Here is a 16,186-nt window from a genome sequence, read left to right as displayed (position 1 = left end):
AGGTTTTTAGCGGTTTTTATTTCTTGATTAAATCGTTGTTTCTAAGACGATATGATTTACCTGTAATCTTGATGATTTGTGCATGATGCACTAATCTATCAAGAATTGCCGAAGCAGTTACTGTATCTTGGAGAATATCCCCCCAACTAGACAAGCTGGCATTGCTAGTAATAATTGTAGAATGTCGTTCATATCTATTGTTGATGAGCTGAAAGAGTAAATTGGCTTCTTGCTTTTCAATTGGTAAGTAACCAAGTTCATCAATTATTAAAAGCTCATAATTTGAATATCTTCTTATTTGTCTATCCAAGGTTCCCTTGTCATAGGCTTTTTTTAGTTTCAACAAGAGGTCATTACAATTGATGAATAAAGTTCTTATATCCTGTCTACATGCAGATACCCCAATGGCAGTTGCTAGATGAGTTTTCCCAACACCCGGAGAACCGAGAAATATCAAATTATCATGTCGCTCCATGAAGCCCATATTTTGAAACTCTCTAATTTGAACTTCATTGATGCTTGTTTGAAATCCAAAATCAAATTCTTCAATGGACTTTTTGACGGGAAAACGTGCTTTCTTGATAATCGAATCGATATGCTTTCTTTCATTGGCATGTATCTCTTCGTCAGTTAGCTTCAATAGTGATTCTGTTAGTGGTACAGTTTTATGGCCAGTTTCATCGAGGTACTCTGGCAGGTAGTTACACATATTGTTCAAACCAAGTTCTTGTAGATTATTCATTAATTCATGGTAGTTATCGCGCATTGTTGTTACCTCCAAATTCAATTGCATCATATTGAACCAAGTTATTCTCGATGTAGTTTCTTATCTCATCTTCAGATTTGTTTTTCTTAAGGTCAGATTGAAGAATCTCAATTGTATCTTCTTGTGTATAGTTGAATTTGTTTGAGGTTATCAAGTGCGATTTTATTAATGCTCCGTTATAATATATTTGTAATTGATCCCCATTATCGGATAAGCGAACTTCGACTGTCTTACCGATATATTGGGTGCTAACGGAATACTTACATTTACGAAATTGGACCATTGATTCAGAAGATACGATACGGGTAATATCGTCTTCGAAGTATGGATTAAGTAGGTCTGATGGTAGTTTATGTAAGTATTCTTTTTCTTTGTCATTCCATAGATCTATCGGTTTAATATCTGTCGCTTGTGAGATGTCATTGTTCAAACTATTCATAGTTTCATCAACTAACTTGATAACGTCATCATCAGTTTCAAACTCATAATTAAAAGCACGTAATCTCTCAGTTGTTCTAGCTAGTGCCTCGACACATCCTTTAGTTTGAGGTCTGAATGGTCGACAAGCAATTGGCTTGAAGCCTGCGTCTTTGGTAAAAGCAAGAAATCTAGAATTGAAGATGGTTTTATGATACTGACTCTTAGAATGGTCCACAACAATCTTCATATTGTCGAACCATATTTCTTTTGGAATGCCTCCAGTGTATTTAAAAGCTTCATTAAGACATTCGAACAAAGTATCCTGATTACGTTCAAAAGTGAGCGTCATGAATTTCATCTTTGAGAAGGGAAGAACATATAGAAAGATATTAAACTTGTGTGGCTTTCCAAATTTATCATAGAGAACCATATTTTCTTTCCAATCAACCTGAGCGGATAATGCAGGGGAATGTGTCACACGAATCGTGGCTTTCTTTGATCTCTTCCTTTTGAAGTCATGACAATAATCCTTAACCAAAGTGTATTTACCGGGATAACCTTGAGTTTGTATAAATTTGAAGATTGCCATCGCACTACATCCAAGTTCTAATTTGTCATCAATTATTGCAGTGTATGGATCTAACTTACTTTTTCGCTTCTTTACCATTTTGTTTGGTGGATTAGAAGCCTCGAGGTAAGCTTTTTTTATTGTTCGATAATCGGCATTGTAAGTACGGCCTAAAGCAGTGAAGTTAGGTTTAATATTTTCATTCACGTAGAACTCCATCCTTTCGCGAATATCATTTCTCATCAAATTGACCTCCAGGATCTTGATAAGAAAATGATACTAAAAAATGTAGGTAAACCGACAGTTTTAAACCGGCGATTACCTACATTTTATTACCGCTATTAACACTATTAACTAACTTTTTAAAGCTTGGTGTATAACTTCTATCAGTCATATATAAACTCTGCAATAACTTATATGCATTGCTAATATTATTAGAAATCTTGGTAAAGTTTTCATCATTATCATTTAGAAAATTAATATATGAGGTGTCTTCAGTAATTTTTATCATGCTGTGTAATAACTCCCGCAAATATTATAAGTTCTAGTTGCATCAAAAAGATCAATAGACCTAAGATAAAATTTTTTGCTATCCATAACAAATGATCCAGTTTGATCAGATCCTAACGACGAATCAAATCCTTGCCCAGTAAAAATAATTGCCTTATTTCTTGAAAACATAGATAGATCAGGCAAATATCCTTTCGGAATCTCAAAGATATCCTGTGCATATGTAATAGCTGAACTAATTAATACCTGAAAAACCACTAGCTTATCAAATTTCGTTAAGGTTGCTTGCCCTTTCCAACCGTTTAAGAAACTTTTTATAACAGTTGTTTCAGGGCTAGAACCACCTTTGCTCATTATTGCAGAATCAGTTTCGGTTTTTGTATAGTAATTATCTAATTTATCAGTAATAGCATCATTTATAGCATCAATCGTTTCAACTTTTGTAAGATATTGGCTTAGATCTGTAGTATTCTCATTTGATTGAGCAATTTTATTATCAACAGTAGCTTTGTCATAATAATTACTCATATCAGGTTTATACGCTGCGATTGCATCAGTTATTGCTTTCTTCATTTCCTCAGTAGTTGAGTAATTGGAGAAATCTACAGAAGAAATTTGTTTAATTAGTTCATCCACATTAGCTTTTGTGTAGTAGTTTGATAAATCTGCTTTTGGAATTTTATCGATGATACTGTCAATTTGTTCTTTGGTATAGTAATCGCTTAAATCGGTTCCTGTTGCCATAAGCTCTTTAACTTCCTCCTTCGTATAATAATCTTTTAAGGAATTCTTGATCGAATCAGAAAGTAATTGTTTAATTTCTTCCTTAGTAAAATAATCAGTGAGGTCAATATTTGTACTAGTGCCTTTAATTAGATTGTTTACGAACTTAGTCAGCCCTTCAACAGAATCATCATCGGCATGAGTTTTTGCATATGCCCGATTACCTTCAAAATCAGAGAGCTGCATTATTTTTGTCATTTAACCTCACCTACTTCCCATAACTTATTACTTTGATTATTTCCATTTGAATTATTCGTAATGTTACTAATCTTAGAATCAATTAAATTAGTAATTGTGTTTTTGGTACTATTTTCAAGATCAAAGTAAGTCTGAACCGTATTGTTAAAAGTAATCTGCTTGACCTGCTCAAAGTTGAGTAAGGCCTTTTTTATTCCCACAACTGTAACATTAGTATCTAAGTTCAACGGTTGAACTTTTAACAGAACACTTTCACCTTTAAAAAAATCATCGTCTCCATAATAGGTAGAAGTTAATGTGATCGCTGGTTCAGATTTCATCTGCGATAATGCTGATTTCTTAGCATCATCAGCGTTCTGTGATTTGTCGTCATTGATATCTTCTCCAGCTTTTTCTCCGAAACGAGCAATAGAATCCTCATCTCGCACTTCAAATGGTGGGAAAATATACTCTGGTTTACTTTCTGTAGTATCAGAATCGTTTTTCTTTGTGTCATCAGATTTAGTTGTTGAGTCATCCGAACTATTATCTGAAGTGTCAGTTTTAGTGGCTTCTTTTTGACTTGGATATACCATTGCAATGTTTTGTAACTCCGTAGTATCCGCAGATAATTTAACATCTGATGTATCGTGATAGTAATGAATTACTCTACCGTTATCCTTTTTAAATTCAGATTCAGACCATATATCAATATGCCGATTATCAAATGTATAAACCGACCCTTTCCATGAATCAGTAATTTTACTCAGCACATCTTTTAAGGAACATTTACCCATATTGTCAAATTGAACTGGCTGAAAATCTCCATGAATTTCATAGGTGAATCCACCGGTCTTTTGACCATTCTTAGTGACATAATCAAATAATCCTTTAGGTGTAAAACCAAATGAACCGTCCATACTTTCGTTGGTTCTAACATAGGTGCATTCATAACCAATGTGTGTGGCTTTAACATCTATAGTATGTGTTGAACCTGATAGTGTTGGTTCAGATGTTTTAATCACGAATTCTTGACCATCTGCGATTATATGATTCTCGTTAGTAAGTAGGCTAAAAGCTAACGAGTGATCATCAAAAGCTGTAAATGACAATTCATAGTTGCTATTTTTTTCCCAATCAATGATAAAAGTTTCAGGTTCGATACAATTATTCAGTAATTCTTCATACTTACCGGTACGTTCTTTAACTATTATTTTTTCGGTCATTAGAAATATAAGAACGGAAAACTAAATGTTATATCTGGATTGTCTAACCCAGATACAGTGAAATGATTATTTCCCTTGACCAGACTGATTGTTCCGTGGTCAGTGTCAATGCCACAAGAAGTATCATCTAAAAATGGATTGATACCATTAATAGTCAGCGTTTGGCCATCCGTTAATCCTTTCTTATAAGTAAAAGTTTCATTCGAAGTAGTATTAGTTAAAACCACATTATTTCCTGTACCGGTAATTTTAATCACTAGATCATGTCGTTGCTCCAAAGGCTGGATATCAACATCACTTGGATTATAAACATTAAAGTCATTAGATTTAAAATGATATGAGTAATCTTTGTCTCTTGGAAGATTTAACCCTATTTGGTAATTTCCATTGAATTTAAATATCTCATCTGAATTAACAATTGATTGTCTAAAACCTGACAAATTATTAAATGTGACTGAAAAACTCTTTTCTGCATAGTCCACTCTTGTCATCGTAAATGGTTGTGGATAGCAATAAACCACCAAAGCAGGGCTTACCGAACTCCGTAATCTCATTACCGCACGACTTGAAAATAGATCATAAATTTTATGTTCTAAAAGATCGAGCTCATATGCATTTCGAGCATTTATTAAAAAATCAGCTTGAACAGTTGTGGCATCGTAAGTAATGGCGCCTTGTTGTATCTGACCATCAATACCTGTTGGAGTATATGTATTCATCTTGGGTTTAGGAGTGCCATTAACCAAATTTAAAAAGGCAAACTGATGATTAGCAGTAATAGCTATCTCCGGTTCGCCTTGTTTTTTTATGTATAATGTCTGCATATTAGATACTTGCATAATTAATAGCCCGCCTGAAAGTCATGCATTCTTTTTGAACCTGCCATTTGTTGTAAAAAGCTGTCCATTCCTGAACCGCCGTTACCATTGCTAGAAACGATTGCAGAAAGAATATTTTTCAATAATGAATTCTGTTCTTGTGTAGCCATTAATTGGGACTGCATCGTGTCATTTAACTCATTGTTTTGATTTTCAGTGTTGGGTGTTGACTGACCTCCATTCATATATTGATTTGCTTTAACCATTAAATCTAAAGCTCTTTGCTTTCTATTCAGTGGGATAACTACTTCAGGCCCAGCCTCGCCAACGATTGCTTTGGTTTCTGAGGGAACGAAACCACCATTTGCCATACGCCTGTGACCTTGAGGTCCAGAATGCAACCAATCAATTTTAGATACACCCCAAATACTTGTTGGACCAATAGAACTTTGCCATGCACTGTTATTGAAGAATGCAAGCAACTGATCAAAAGGATTCATAATATTATGGTGTCCTTTGACAGCATAGTAGTTGAATGTTGGTGGCGTATATTGCAAAATACCGCGGGCTTCATTACCTCCAGAGTTAACATCATGAATTTGTTGAACGATATTACGACCACCAGACTCTGACTGGATAACTGCTTGCAACATCTTAATGAACGAAGCACTCGGGCTAACTTTCATCATTGCTGCTGCCGCCATAATCATTTTAGGATCATAATTACCACCCATTGAGAAATCTAGGTTCTCTAGTTGCTTTTTAAAAGGTCCAGAAATTGATTTCAGGAATCCATTTGATAACGCATTACCGAAGTTTACATTAAATTGACTTCCTGAGAACTTAGCTTTATCAAAGAAGCTCTTCTTTAGTAGTGGCATTGGGTCCTTTTTGATTTCATCTAAATGATCCAATAGGTACGACATCATATCTCCGGTTGCATCACCTTTACCATTGGCATGATGTGGAAGTGAATTAACCATGCTAAGAAATTGCTGAGACATACCATGTGGCATGATTGAAGTATCAGGGCTCAAATATCTTACTTCTTCTCCACCTAACCCAACAGGATAAATACCGTGTTCTTTGTCGTGCGCTAATTCAAATCCTTCTTCACCAACAACAGCAAGTCCACCAGGAGTTCCTGAAGTACCTGTTGCATATCTTGCAAGTGACAACGATTTGCCACCAAAGTCCTTGATGACAGTGTTAATTCCACCAATACCTTTGTTAATTTGATCAATGACTTTAGACATTTGTTTTGAAGCAATACCAGGTAGCTGATTAAATCCACCCTTAAATGAATTAACGACTTTATTCAACCAGCTCTTCCACTCGCTCATAAACGAATTTGTAAAGTTCTTCTCTCTTGACTTCAATTTGTTTGTATCGCTGTTAAACGTTTTAACAATAGTAGACATACGATTCTTTAAATTACTATTTGCACTCTTCCAAACATTATTCCAACTCTTTTGGAATGTTCTATCAAAAGATTTAAGACTCTTCTCAATACTCTTAGTTGACTTGTTGAAATTAGAAGCAAATGTGTTCTTCTTGGTGGCCTTGTTTGCTGTATCAATTTGCTTCTTTAGTACAGTTCCAATATTTGTTTTATTAAGAGTTTTTGTTAATGAAGTAAAATCCTTTTCTAATTTTCTAAAGGGGTTTGATTTACCATAGCTTTTAAGAAATTTATTGAGAGTGTTGAATGCTTTACCAACCTTATTAATTGGTTTTTCGAATTTAGTCCAACTTGGAATACTCTTCTTGATACTCTTGTCCAAATCCTTAATCTGCTCAGCTAATTTATTTTTCTTGAGATTCTTACTCATTTTATTCAAGTAATCATCTAATTTACTTTTCTTAACTGTACTTTCAAGTTTTGGTAAATCCTTATTCAGAGCAGCAAAGGCGTCTTTTTTGTTCATTGACTTACTAAATGAAGCGAGCGTCTTGAATGCTTTTCCAATATTGTTGATTGGTTTAGCTAACTTATCCCAATTTTTCGTCGACCCTTTAATGTTCTTGCTAATAGCCGTCAACTCTTTGTTGGGGTTATTTTTCTTCAAGAATTTCTTGAGGCCACTTAATGCCGTCTCATATTTCTTAATAGCAGGAACCATATCTTTAACATTCTTAATATCTTTTTTAGATACATGTGTGGTTGCAACATTCTCAATGGCTTCTTTGGTAGAAGTTTTGGAAGATTTAGATTTTCCACTCTTATAATCCTTAATCTTCTTATCCCATTTATCAAAAATTGCTTTTTGCTTCTCAAAATTCTTGGCAGCGTCTGCATCTGCCTTCTTTTGATCAAAGTGATTTTCAAGTAAATTACCAAAGTCCGCTTTTTTATTGGTGTTGTCCAAGTTTTCTTTGGCGTTCTCACGTTGCTGTTTCATGTATTCTAAGGATTTACTGTCGTAAAAGGTTCCATTTTTAAGCAAATTACTAATGCTAGGTGCAGCATGTTTTCCAATCTGGTCTCCAAGTTGTGAACCAATCATTGCTCCTGCAGGTCCACCCAGAACAGCTCCTATCCCGGTTCCAAGGGCTGTACCAATTGCACCACCGGTTGATTGAATACGTTCCTTAGGATTCTTGGCGTTTATTGCTTTAACAACATCAAATCCTACTTCCACGGCGCTCATACCTAAAGCAAACTTACCCATAGTAGATTTTCCCATAGCCATGATATTAGAACCCATCTGACTTGAAGAAAGCTTTGTAGAAAGTTTGTTGTTGAAACTTGTTGCGGTATTATCCGCTAAATTGCTTGCTTCAATTGGTAAGTCACTTTTTTTCAAAGATCCAGACAGTTTACTGAACAATCCAGTTATTTCGTTTAGTTTTAATGCAAAGTTGGACATTTTATTTACGGCCCATATAGCTGCAATCGACCCGCCAATTACCTCAACAGCATTCTTATGCTTTGCCAGATTAGTAACAAATTCATTCATAACATGTAAAGGATCTTTGGCTTTTTTCCCATTAGAAGAGACAAGGCCAAAAGCACCACCAATTACTTTTAATGTTCCAGCAAAAGTATTCCAAGCACCTTTAGCCAAATATCCAACGATTTTCCCTGTACTAGTTACGATTCCTTGAACATCTTCATGATGTTGACCTAAATAACCAAAAAAGGCCGCAACATTATCAGTCAAATGACCGACAGTTTTTCCAATTCCTTGAATATCTTTTTCAAATTCTTTTGAACCAGCACCTTTAGCGAGTTTATCGCCAATTTGAGTGATCGCAGGAAGAGCGTTAGAGGCGATTGTCATAGTAATAGAATCAAATGCTTGCTTTAATCTATTTAATGCAACTTTACCAGTCTTACTATTCTTTTCAGCCAACTTAGCTACATAGTTATTTTTTGATGACTCTTCAACTTTTTTATTCAACTCGCCTAGCTGCTTGGCATTATCAGCTAAAATCAATCCAGCTTGTTGTCCTGTTGTACCAAAAATACTGTGGAATAAATCGACTTTACTTTGTTTACTCATTCCTTGTGTATGTTCATTGAGCAGACCGAAAATGTCAGTCATCGACTTGAGCTTTCCATCTTGTCCTACGAAATCCTTGGTACTCAATCCCATCTGACCTAAAGCATCAGAAGCACCCTTAGTTGGAGAAATAAGACTATTAATTGCTTTTCTTAATCCGGTACCGGCCTTATCTGCTTCAAGACCATTATTACTTAAAATACCCATAGCACTTGAAGTTTCGGCTAAACTAAATCCTGCTTGATGAGCCGTTGATCCTACATAAGACATTCCAATTCCTAAATCAGAGAAATTGGTAGCTGTCATATCAGCAGCATATGCAAGATCATTAACCGCTGTCTTGGTATTCTTAATCATCCCTTTTGTGGAATCAGTTCTCATACCAAATGCTTCTAAAGTTTGCGAAGATACTTTTACAACGTCAGCAAAATCATCACCGGATGCAACAGAAGCTTGTAGTTCAGAGCGCATTGCTCCTAGTGCTTGTTTTGAGTCATAACCACGTTTTACAAGATCTTGATATCCTAAAGCAATTTCATTTTGAGATTTACCGTATTTCAGCGCATATTGCTGACCATCTTTTTGCATCTCAGCAACGTTTCTTGTAACTTCACTAACTTTTTCTCCACCAGTTACAAGTAAATTGCTAGTAACCTTAGTGGTATTTTGTAGTTCAGTAGCGTTTCGTGCTCCGCTTGCTAATGCAGCACCCAAAGCCGTACCCGCAAGTGTTGCAGTTAAGGCAAGATTCTTCAAATGAGAAGCTGTTTTTTTAATGGAGTCCCGAGTCATTGATAGAACTTGCTTACTTTTACCAACATTCTCTCTGAAACCAACAAAGTGTGTGCCAGCAATTCCCAATTGAGTGCCTAACTCACGATATCTTGAATTACTTCTACCTATTTCAGCACCAAGCTCATTGACACGAGTCTGTTGCTGTGAAAATTCTTTTGACGTTGATCCACTATACTTCTTAACGTTTTGAAGTTGTTTGGATTCTTTTTCATATAATGAATTTAATTCAGTAATTCGTTTCTTGAGAGCTTCTCTTTCAGTTGAATTGGCTTTGATACTTTGGCCTTCAGCTTTGTACTTTTCGATTAGACTATCCGTAACTGATTTAGTACGTTCAAGAGCATCTTTTTGTTTCATGATTCCTTGATTGTATAAGTCTAAAACGTTCTTAGCGCGTTCTTGTTGCTGAGACATGTTGCTCATTTGTCGAGTCGCATTGTTAATTTTACTGGCCAAATCGGAATACTTTTTAGACCCTTCAGATGTGGAGGTGTCCAAAAGCTTCATTTCATCTTTAAGTCTATTGATATAATTCTTCTGGCCTTCAATGGAACGATTAAGCCCGTCAACCTTTGACTTATATGCATTTTGGTAGTCGCCATTAGCTCTCAAAACTGCTTCATTTGCCTTCCACTCTGAAGTGAGTGCACGGACTTGGTCCTTCAACGACTTGATTGAGCCTTCCGACTGAATGGTATCAATATGAATACCAGTGTTTAATTGCATATCTTTTGCCATTTATTTTCCTCCCTTCTGAAAAATTGATGCAATCCCACCCGTTCGAATGAAATCGCCTAAATTCATTTGTCCAACGTCATTATTTGGATTTTCATTTTTTCTTTTTTCACTCATAACTTCTACAAGCAAAAAATAAGGCTGAGACTCGACAGTTTCGATGTCCCAACCCATGTTCTCCATTAAGCCTCGTTCAAAATCTAAGAATTCATTTAAAACCTCTGAAGGAGCCACATAATCTGACTCTTTTACTTTTTTGGGTCTGTATCATCATTAGTAATTAGATTTGAAATCTTAGCAGTAGTCGCAGCTACTTCTTCATTTGATAATTCTTCTAACTTTGTGAATTCAGCATCACTTAAATTCAAAGTTTCTTGAATGAACTCTAAACTTGCATTTATTTGTTCAATAGAAATATCTGTTAGACTTGCAGTCGCATCAACAATTGCTGAATAGTTATCTTCATTGCCAAGATCTGAATCTGCTAATTCTTTGTATTCATTCATTTTTACATGTGACTGTTTTTGTGTAAGTACGTCTTTCTTTTGAAATTCCAATGCTAGTCTGAAATTCTTGACTGACTTCTTAATAATGCGTTTCTTTCCTAAAAATGTAATTGTTGCTTGTGTCTTTGACATATTCTCTCCTTATCGTCTCACGTCTATCGTCTCTGTCTTTTTTTAGTTAATCACTATTTATTTGTTGGGGTATTTGAATCAGTACTTGGTAATGTCTTTGGTGAACTTGTAGCACCACCATCAGGGTTAGTTACCTTTTGGCCAAATACATCCATTTCATACTTATCAATATCAAAATCATCATCTTCAATAGCTTCAACATATGTTTTGCCATCGTTTCTGTCTACTGCAGTAAATGTTAAATTGTCTTGCGAATAAACAGTTGTATTTGTGTTTGTCTTTGGATCAACGTTACCTAAACTAAATCTTCCTTTGAGAAGTGCGATTCTAGCCTTGGCTTTTTCATTTTGTGCATCATGTGAAATCAGTTCAAATACACAATAAGGTGCTTCTGTGTCTGATGAAATTGTTTGATATCCATCTTTTGTATCCATTCCAAGAATTTTTGCACGAACAATTTTATCCATTGTATTTGCTACAAAGGCAACTGAGATATTTCCTGTACCTTTTCCTGGAGTCTTCCAAACTTGGTCCGATCCATTGATTGGAGTTGTAGTAGGTGCAATGTTTGTGATAGATGCACTAACCGTTGAACCAAAAGTTTTGCTATCTGGTCCGATATCAAAAATATTTTCTGGTTTGATTGTTTCATCATCAATCGCGTTATAAATACCAATTCTTACTCTTTCAAAACCTGATAATGCCATATTAAATTTCCTCCGTATGTTCGTATTTCATAGTTCTACTAAAAGCTCCCGTCACCGGATCAATATCTGGATAAGAGTCTATTTGGTAGAAGTATTGTTTTTCCAATATTTGATTAATTTTGTTTTGTGTATTTTCGTCATCCGTATCACCACGATAAAAAATTTGTATTTCTATCATTTGATCCTTAGCTGTACTGATATCACTTGCACGATTTGTAAAGATATCATGTATTTCAGATACTAGGACGACTGTGTTTTCAACATCCACATATTGTTGCGGAATGTTTTGAGCAAAAAAATTGGATGAATCAATTTTTAATTCATCCGAGTTTTTTTTTAATATATCTAAAATCACATTTGAGACCATGTTAATCTCCATTTAATTGTCTATAGACTTTCGCCTCAGCTTCTAAAACATCATTCTTACTCTCTTCAATTGAATGTTCTTGAAAATGAAGTCCTGGAATGTACTTAGTACTATGAGAATTTTTACCTTTCCCACCATGAGCCATATAGCCATCATTTAAAAATCGTGCTATATAGCCAGGATTTTCTTTATCATTCTTGAATCCAACAAAAGTGGCACCATCTTCAGATTTATATCTCATTGAAATCGATTTAGACAAATCTATCTTGGTATCTCTTGAATGTTTTCCCTTATGAAGAGAATTGTTCATATTTTTTGTAAGCAGTTGTTTATAAACTTCTGCACCCGCCTTTGTCATTGCTTTCTTTTGAGTTTCAGTTGGAATTAATTTACCTAGCTCGTTGTCTAACTGTTCTAAGCCTTCAACTAAATCCAATTTTGTCATCTCTTTTCAGACTGATAAGGTCATACGCATCAGCAATATTTTCAGAATCTGGGTTATAGTCTGTTATTTGATAACTCTGATGGTCTAATACTGCGTACTTAGCACCATTTAATCCCTTTGCTTGGTGACGTACGATTACTATTACATCGAAACTATCAGGGGTTCCAAGCAATGTGACTTTTTGATTCATAGTAAGTGTATATATACCACACCAAATGGTGTTGATAGGGGTTAATACTGGTTTGTTTGTATGCTGTGCAGTTTCTTTATTTCCTACACCACATAAGGAAAGACGTTTATTAAGACGGCTGAAATTAATTCTTTGAACCATTTACGCCACCTCGTTGCTCTAAATCAATATACTTGCCTCTAAGTTGTCCAATGATCGAATAGCTGACCAAGTCGACTTCACTGACTGCGTTTCCTACAATTGCCGAACGATAAGTATAATAAGAGCTTGCAATTGCAATAACTACCATTTCAAATTGATCTTTAATGTCGGCAAGCTCATAAAATCCTGTCATAATGCCATCATCATAACCAATAGCACCAATCACATAAGATTTGGCAGCGGAAATATTTCTCTTTAAAATTTCGTCATCTTCGTCTCCATCAACACGTAAACTGAGCTTAAGCGTTTGTAATAACTTATCGTCATTCATGAAGTGACCTCCTATTCAGCCTTAATAGTTGTTTCTTTATCATTTGATGTTAAAGAAATCTCACTAGGCTTTACTGGGTGTTGGAGTTGTTGTTCCAGCCAAAGTTAATAAGAAAGCACCTTCTGAATCAGTAACTTCCGTATCAAAACGAATATTACCGGCAAGAATTTGGCCGTATGTTGGATTATCTTGCCAACGAATAGTATTTTGATTTCTGTCAAAGAATGTAATAGCACGTGGGTCACCAATCCAAGCAATGGCATCACCAGATTTTCCAAGCAATGTATCAGGAATACGAACTAGGTCTAATCCTAATAACATTTTGCCTGTTCCTTGAGCAATATTATCTTGTAGTAAGTAATGACCTTGCTTGTCTTTTAATGTATCAACGGCTTGAATAAAGCTTGAAGTAGCGACAATCTTAGGCATATAAGCTGGGTCGAGCTTTACATTGAGAATTTCTTTAATTGAGTCTGTAATGTCATCTTTTGATGAAAGTGAAACAGGTGTAGCTGTCTTCATCTTTTCAGCAATTGCTTGATTAGTAGTATTCAAGATTTGTTTTTGGATATATTGACCAATAAGACCAGCAACATCAAAGTCTGTATCATCAATCATTTCTTGAGAGATTGGCAATTGTCCACGATATGTAGCTACCTTATAATCGATTGACTTGAAAGTTGGATTGGCTAGTGTTGGATTTTGTTCCAATTCTTCAACAGTATGGAATACGGCATCAACTTTATCCTGTACTGGATATGTTCCAGAAGCAGTTGTTACTGAGGTATTTTGTACAAATTGTCTCAAATCATATTGTGTTTGAACTGGTTGTTTGGGGTCATAAACAATATCCTTGGGAACGATAACTTCATTACCAACTTCTTTAACACCATCACGTTTTTCACCACGTGAATGAACATAGGCGTTTAGTGCTGAACGTACTTCTTCTTGTGGCTTAACAGTGATCTTGTTTCTTACTTCTTTATTTTGAAATGTCTTTTCTGGCATTGATCTTTTATCCTCTTTCTTTTTATCACCTTCATCAGATGATTTATCTTCATCCTCTGAATCTTTCTTATCATCATCGTTATTCTTAGTAATCATGTTCTTAGCACGTTCGATTTCTTTGGAATTTTCAAAATCTTTAGTAAGGCTTCTGATCTCTTCCATTTTTTTATCTTTTTCTTCTTGTGGTGCATCGCTTCTGATGAATTTTTCTGCTTCATCAATTTTTGTTTGAATTTCTTTAATATCCATATAATTTACTCCTTAATTTGATGAGTTCTAATTCAGAACCCAATGATTTAATTTCTTGTTGCTTAAATTTATCTAAAGAACGTTTTGATACAGTAGTTTCTTGATAGGCAGGCATTGGTGTAATAGACAATTCAAATAGATCATCAATCTCAGTAATGTGTCTAATAGCGGTGTCAGAAGTAGTATTTTGCCAGCTGTCATTTCTAATGGTGAATCCAAATGAGCAACCTTTTAAATTACCGTTTCTAACATTTTCTGAAACATCATTACCAAGCGTCGTATCAGGAATTTGGGCATTAAAAAACAGCCCTCTATCATCTACTTGAAGTGATAAAGTGCTGCTATCTGTTCTTGCTAAAATGTTGTCCCAATTGTGGTTATAAAGTAATTGAACCTTACTTAAATCAACACCATCTAATGCTGACCTATCAACATATTCAATAAATCCGCCTAAGTCTTCACTTGGTTGGTCAAATATAATTGCATAACCTGATAAATTATTACCATTACTCTCGGCACGCTTTTCAAGCTTAAAATCACTATTATTGGCTACTCTAATTTCCTTGATTTTGTTCACTATCATCACCACCCTTCTCAGTTACCGTTGTCTTTGTCACAACGGGTGGTAAAGGATTATCAGTTTCATTCATTGCCTCTACCGTCAATAAATCTGAATTGCTCTTAAGTAAAATATTTTGAGCGAGTTCCGAACTTATAACACCGTTCTTTACAAGATTGGATACTCTATTTTCCACTTGTTGGCCATCAATGTCAGATACTTGGTTAATATCGTAATCAATATTTCCGTTAAGTTTTAAACTGAGCTCAGATTGAACACCCCTTATATACCTACCGATAGTTTGTGAGTACTGAATAGCAACTTGTTCAATATTTGAATGTTCACTTTCTGTACCTAAATAATCTTGGGGAACTCCATATACTTTGGCAATCTGATCACCAGTCCAATCTGTAGAAGAAAGAAGCTTAGATATATCCTTATTAATTTCTAAAGATTGGTAATCTTCCAAAGCATCTAAAACGATTGTATGTCCGTTTTTAGATGTCTCTTCAAATTTATTCCTTACACTATTTCTAATTTTAGGGTTGCTTAAATCTCCACGGTTTAGTTTCAAAATACCCGATATATTAAGACCATTTTTCATCGCGTCTAAAGCTAGTCCCTTATTAGCATCTTGTAATTGAAGTTCCTTAGATAAAGCACTCAAGGGGGAGATTCCAACTAATCCCCCGTCAATACTCATGGTCTTCAAATGAATGATCTGTGAACTGGGAACATTATTCATATCTGGTTCTTGAGTATCAGGAAATGTTAAATCATAAGTTAAGTTCTCACCATCACCCGACTTGTAAATATTAACTTGAGATGGTTTCAGATACTCTAGATGGTCACTTCTGTTAGATTTATCACCCCAAATGTAGGCATAAGAATTTCCTGTTAGAAGCATTTGTGCATACATTGATCGCCAAAAAGCAAAGCTATTAGTTAAATGACTGGGATTAGTTAATACTTTTTTAGTAAAGCTATTATCCGTTTGAAAATGTACACTCGCCATATCTTCAGAAAGCTTATTTACAACCGCAAATACATCTGAGTATTTCAATGCTTTAGTAGCTGACACATAACCAGAGTTAAATACTAGCTGACCATTTCTCAATGAATAACCTAATTCATAATCTCCACTCCCCAACATCTGGTAAGGCTTACTTGTGGGTCTTAATGATCTGAATAACATGTGCTCACTTCCTTTCTACCGTTATTAAAATCATTTTTGGGGTTTATTTAAT

Annotated in this window: 16 protein-coding genes; all 16 read right to left on the bottom strand. The window is 35.1% G+C overall.

The features are described 5' to 3' along the window. Window positions 1-16: 16 nt before the first annotated feature. Complete coding sequence (gene istB / locus ABM34_RS01515; RefSeq protein WP_048702648.1) at window positions 17-766, bottom strand: IS21-like element helper ATPase IstB; 750 nt, start codon at window positions 764-766, stop codon at window positions 17-19. Next, entirely contained in the window at window positions 756-1,997 is a 1,242-nt protein-coding gene (gene istA, locus ABM34_RS01510) for an IS21 family transposase (protein ID WP_048702647.1), read from the bottom strand. Before istA ends, istB begins: the two co-directional genes overlap by 11 nt. 264 nt (window positions 1,998-2,261) lie before the next feature. Beyond that, a complete protein-coding gene (locus tag ABM34_RS01500; RefSeq protein ID WP_048702645.1) occupies window positions 2,262-3,245 on the bottom strand; it encodes a hypothetical protein in 984 nt (327 codons plus the stop codon). Continuing rightward, the gene (locus ABM34_RS01495) at window positions 3,242-4,450 is read right to left on the bottom strand and encodes a prophage endopeptidase tail family protein (RefSeq protein WP_048702644.1); all 1,209 of its coding nucleotides are present in this window, start codon (window positions 4,448-4,450) and stop codon (window positions 3,242-3,244) included. Before ABM34_RS01495 ends, ABM34_RS01500 begins: the two co-directional genes overlap by 4 nt. Next, window positions 4,450-5,289, bottom strand: a complete 840-nt coding sequence (locus ABM34_RS01490; RefSeq protein ID WP_048702643.1) for a phage tail domain-containing protein — start codon at window positions 5,287-5,289, stop codon at window positions 4,450-4,452. Before ABM34_RS01490 ends, ABM34_RS01495 begins: the two co-directional genes overlap by 1 nt. A gap of 2 nt (window positions 5,290-5,291) precedes the next feature. Continuing rightward, window positions 5,292-10,307 carry a phage tail tape measure protein gene (locus ABM34_RS01485; protein WP_048702642.1) on the bottom strand — a complete coding sequence of 1,672 codons (5,016 nt, stop codon included), beginning with the start codon at window positions 10,305-10,307 and terminating at the stop codon, window positions 5,292-5,294. Beyond that, a complete protein-coding gene (locus ABM34_RS01480; protein ID WP_048702641.1) occupies window positions 10,308-10,538 on the bottom strand; it encodes a hypothetical protein in 231 nt (76 codons plus the stop codon). 14 nt (window positions 10,539-10,552) lie between these two features. After that, the gene (locus tag ABM34_RS01475; RefSeq protein WP_048702640.1) at window positions 10,553-10,942 is read right to left on the bottom strand and encodes a hypothetical protein; all 390 of its coding nucleotides are present in this window, start codon (window positions 10,940-10,942) and stop codon (window positions 10,553-10,555) included. A 53-nt stretch (window positions 10,943-10,995) separates the two neighbouring features. Next, on the bottom strand, window positions 10,996-11,649 hold the full coding sequence (locus ABM34_RS01470) for a phage tail protein (RefSeq protein ID WP_048702639.1): 654 nt from the start codon (window positions 11,647-11,649) through the stop codon (window positions 10,996-10,998). A 1-nt stretch (window position 11,650) separates the two neighbouring features. Then, window positions 11,651-12,016: a DUF806 family protein gene (locus ABM34_RS01465; RefSeq protein ID WP_048702638.1), complete on the bottom strand. Its 366-nt coding sequence runs from the start codon at window positions 12,014-12,016 to the stop codon at window positions 11,651-11,653. Between the two features lies 1 nt (window position 12,017). Then, complete coding sequence (locus ABM34_RS01460; protein WP_048702636.1) at window positions 12,018-12,452, bottom strand: HK97 gp10 family phage protein; 435 nt, start codon at window positions 12,450-12,452, stop codon at window positions 12,018-12,020. Further along, complete coding sequence (locus tag ABM34_RS01455; RefSeq protein ID WP_048702635.1) at window positions 12,439-12,792, bottom strand: phage head completion protein; 354 nt, start codon at window positions 12,790-12,792, stop codon at window positions 12,439-12,441. Before ABM34_RS01455 ends, ABM34_RS01460 begins: the two co-directional genes overlap by 14 nt. Further along, complete coding sequence (locus tag ABM34_RS01450; RefSeq protein ID WP_048702634.1) at window positions 12,776-13,123, bottom strand: head-tail connector protein; 348 nt, start codon at window positions 13,121-13,123, stop codon at window positions 12,776-12,778. Before ABM34_RS01450 ends, ABM34_RS01455 begins: the two co-directional genes overlap by 17 nt. Window positions 13,124-13,186: 63 nt before the next feature. Beyond that, window positions 13,187-14,380: a phage major capsid protein gene (locus ABM34_RS01445; protein WP_048702633.1), complete on the bottom strand. Its 1,194-nt coding sequence runs from the start codon at window positions 14,378-14,380 to the stop codon at window positions 13,187-13,189. Further along, window positions 14,370-14,957, bottom strand: coding sequence for an HK97 family phage prohead protease (locus ABM34_RS01440; protein WP_232298608.1), 588 nt, complete (start codon window positions 14,955-14,957; stop codon window positions 14,370-14,372). The genes ABM34_RS01445 and ABM34_RS01440 overlap by 11 nt, the downstream gene beginning before the upstream one ends. Beyond that, window positions 14,935-16,134, bottom strand: a complete 1,200-nt coding sequence (locus tag ABM34_RS01435) for a phage portal protein (protein WP_048702631.1) — start codon at window positions 16,132-16,134, stop codon at window positions 14,935-14,937. Before ABM34_RS01435 ends, ABM34_RS01440 begins: the two co-directional genes overlap by 23 nt. Window positions 16,135-16,186: the final 52 nt, after the last annotated feature.

Origin of the sequence: Companilactobacillus ginsenosidimutans (assembly GCF_001050475.1) — a bacterium.
GTDB classification, from domain to species: Bacteria; Bacillota; Bacilli; order Lactobacillales; family Lactobacillaceae; genus Companilactobacillus; species Companilactobacillus ginsenosidimutans.
The sequence above is the reverse complement of the archived record's forward strand: the minus strand, read 5'-3'. Positions and strand labels throughout refer to the sequence as shown.

Excerpts from the sequence above, each read along its gene's own strand:
- ABM34_RS01495 (WP_048702644.1), bottom strand. The coding sequence starts at position 4,450 with ATGACCGAAAAAATAATAGTTAAAGAACGTACCGGTAAGTATGAAGAA.
- ABM34_RS01470 (WP_048702639.1), bottom strand. The coding sequence starts at position 11,649 with ATGGCATTATCAGGTTTTGAAAGAGTAAGAATTGGTATTTATAACGCG.
- ABM34_RS01500 (WP_048702645.1), bottom strand. The coding sequence starts at position 3,245 with ATGACAAAAATAATGCAGCTCTCTGATTTTGAAGGTAATCGGGCATAT.
- istA (WP_048702647.1), bottom strand. The coding sequence starts at position 1,997 with ATGAGAAATGATATTCGCGAAAGGATGGAGTTCTACGTGAATGAAAAT.
- ABM34_RS01455 (WP_048702635.1), bottom strand. The coding sequence starts at position 12,792 with ATGGTTCAAAGAATTAATTTCAGCCGTCTTAATAAACGTCTTTCCTTA.
- ABM34_RS01475 (WP_048702640.1), bottom strand. The coding sequence starts at position 10,942 with ATGTCAAAGACACAAGCAACAATTACATTTTTAGGAAAGAAACGCATT.
- ABM34_RS01490 (WP_048702643.1), bottom strand. The coding sequence starts at position 5,289 with ATGCAAGTATCTAATATGCAGACATTATACATAAAAAAACAAGGCGAA.
- ABM34_RS01445 (WP_048702633.1), bottom strand. The coding sequence starts at position 14,380 with ATGGATATTAAAGAAATTCAAACAAAAATTGATGAAGCAGAAAAATTC.
- ABM34_RS01435 (WP_048702631.1), bottom strand. The coding sequence starts at position 16,134 with ATGTTATTCAGATCATTAAGACCCACAAGTAAGCCTTACCAGATGTTG.
- istB (WP_048702648.1), bottom strand. The coding sequence starts at position 766 with ATGCGCGATAACTACCATGAATTAATGAATAATCTACAAGAACTTGGT.
- ABM34_RS01485 (WP_048702642.1), bottom strand. The coding sequence starts at position 10,307 with ATGGCAAAAGATATGCAATTAAACACTGGTATTCATATTGATACCATT.
- ABM34_RS01450 (WP_048702634.1), bottom strand. The coding sequence starts at position 13,123 with ATGAATGACGATAAGTTATTACAAACGCTTAAGCTCAGTTTACGTGTT.
- ABM34_RS01465 (WP_048702638.1), bottom strand. The coding sequence starts at position 12,016 with ATGGTCTCAAATGTGATTTTAGATATATTAAAAAAAAACTCGGATGAA.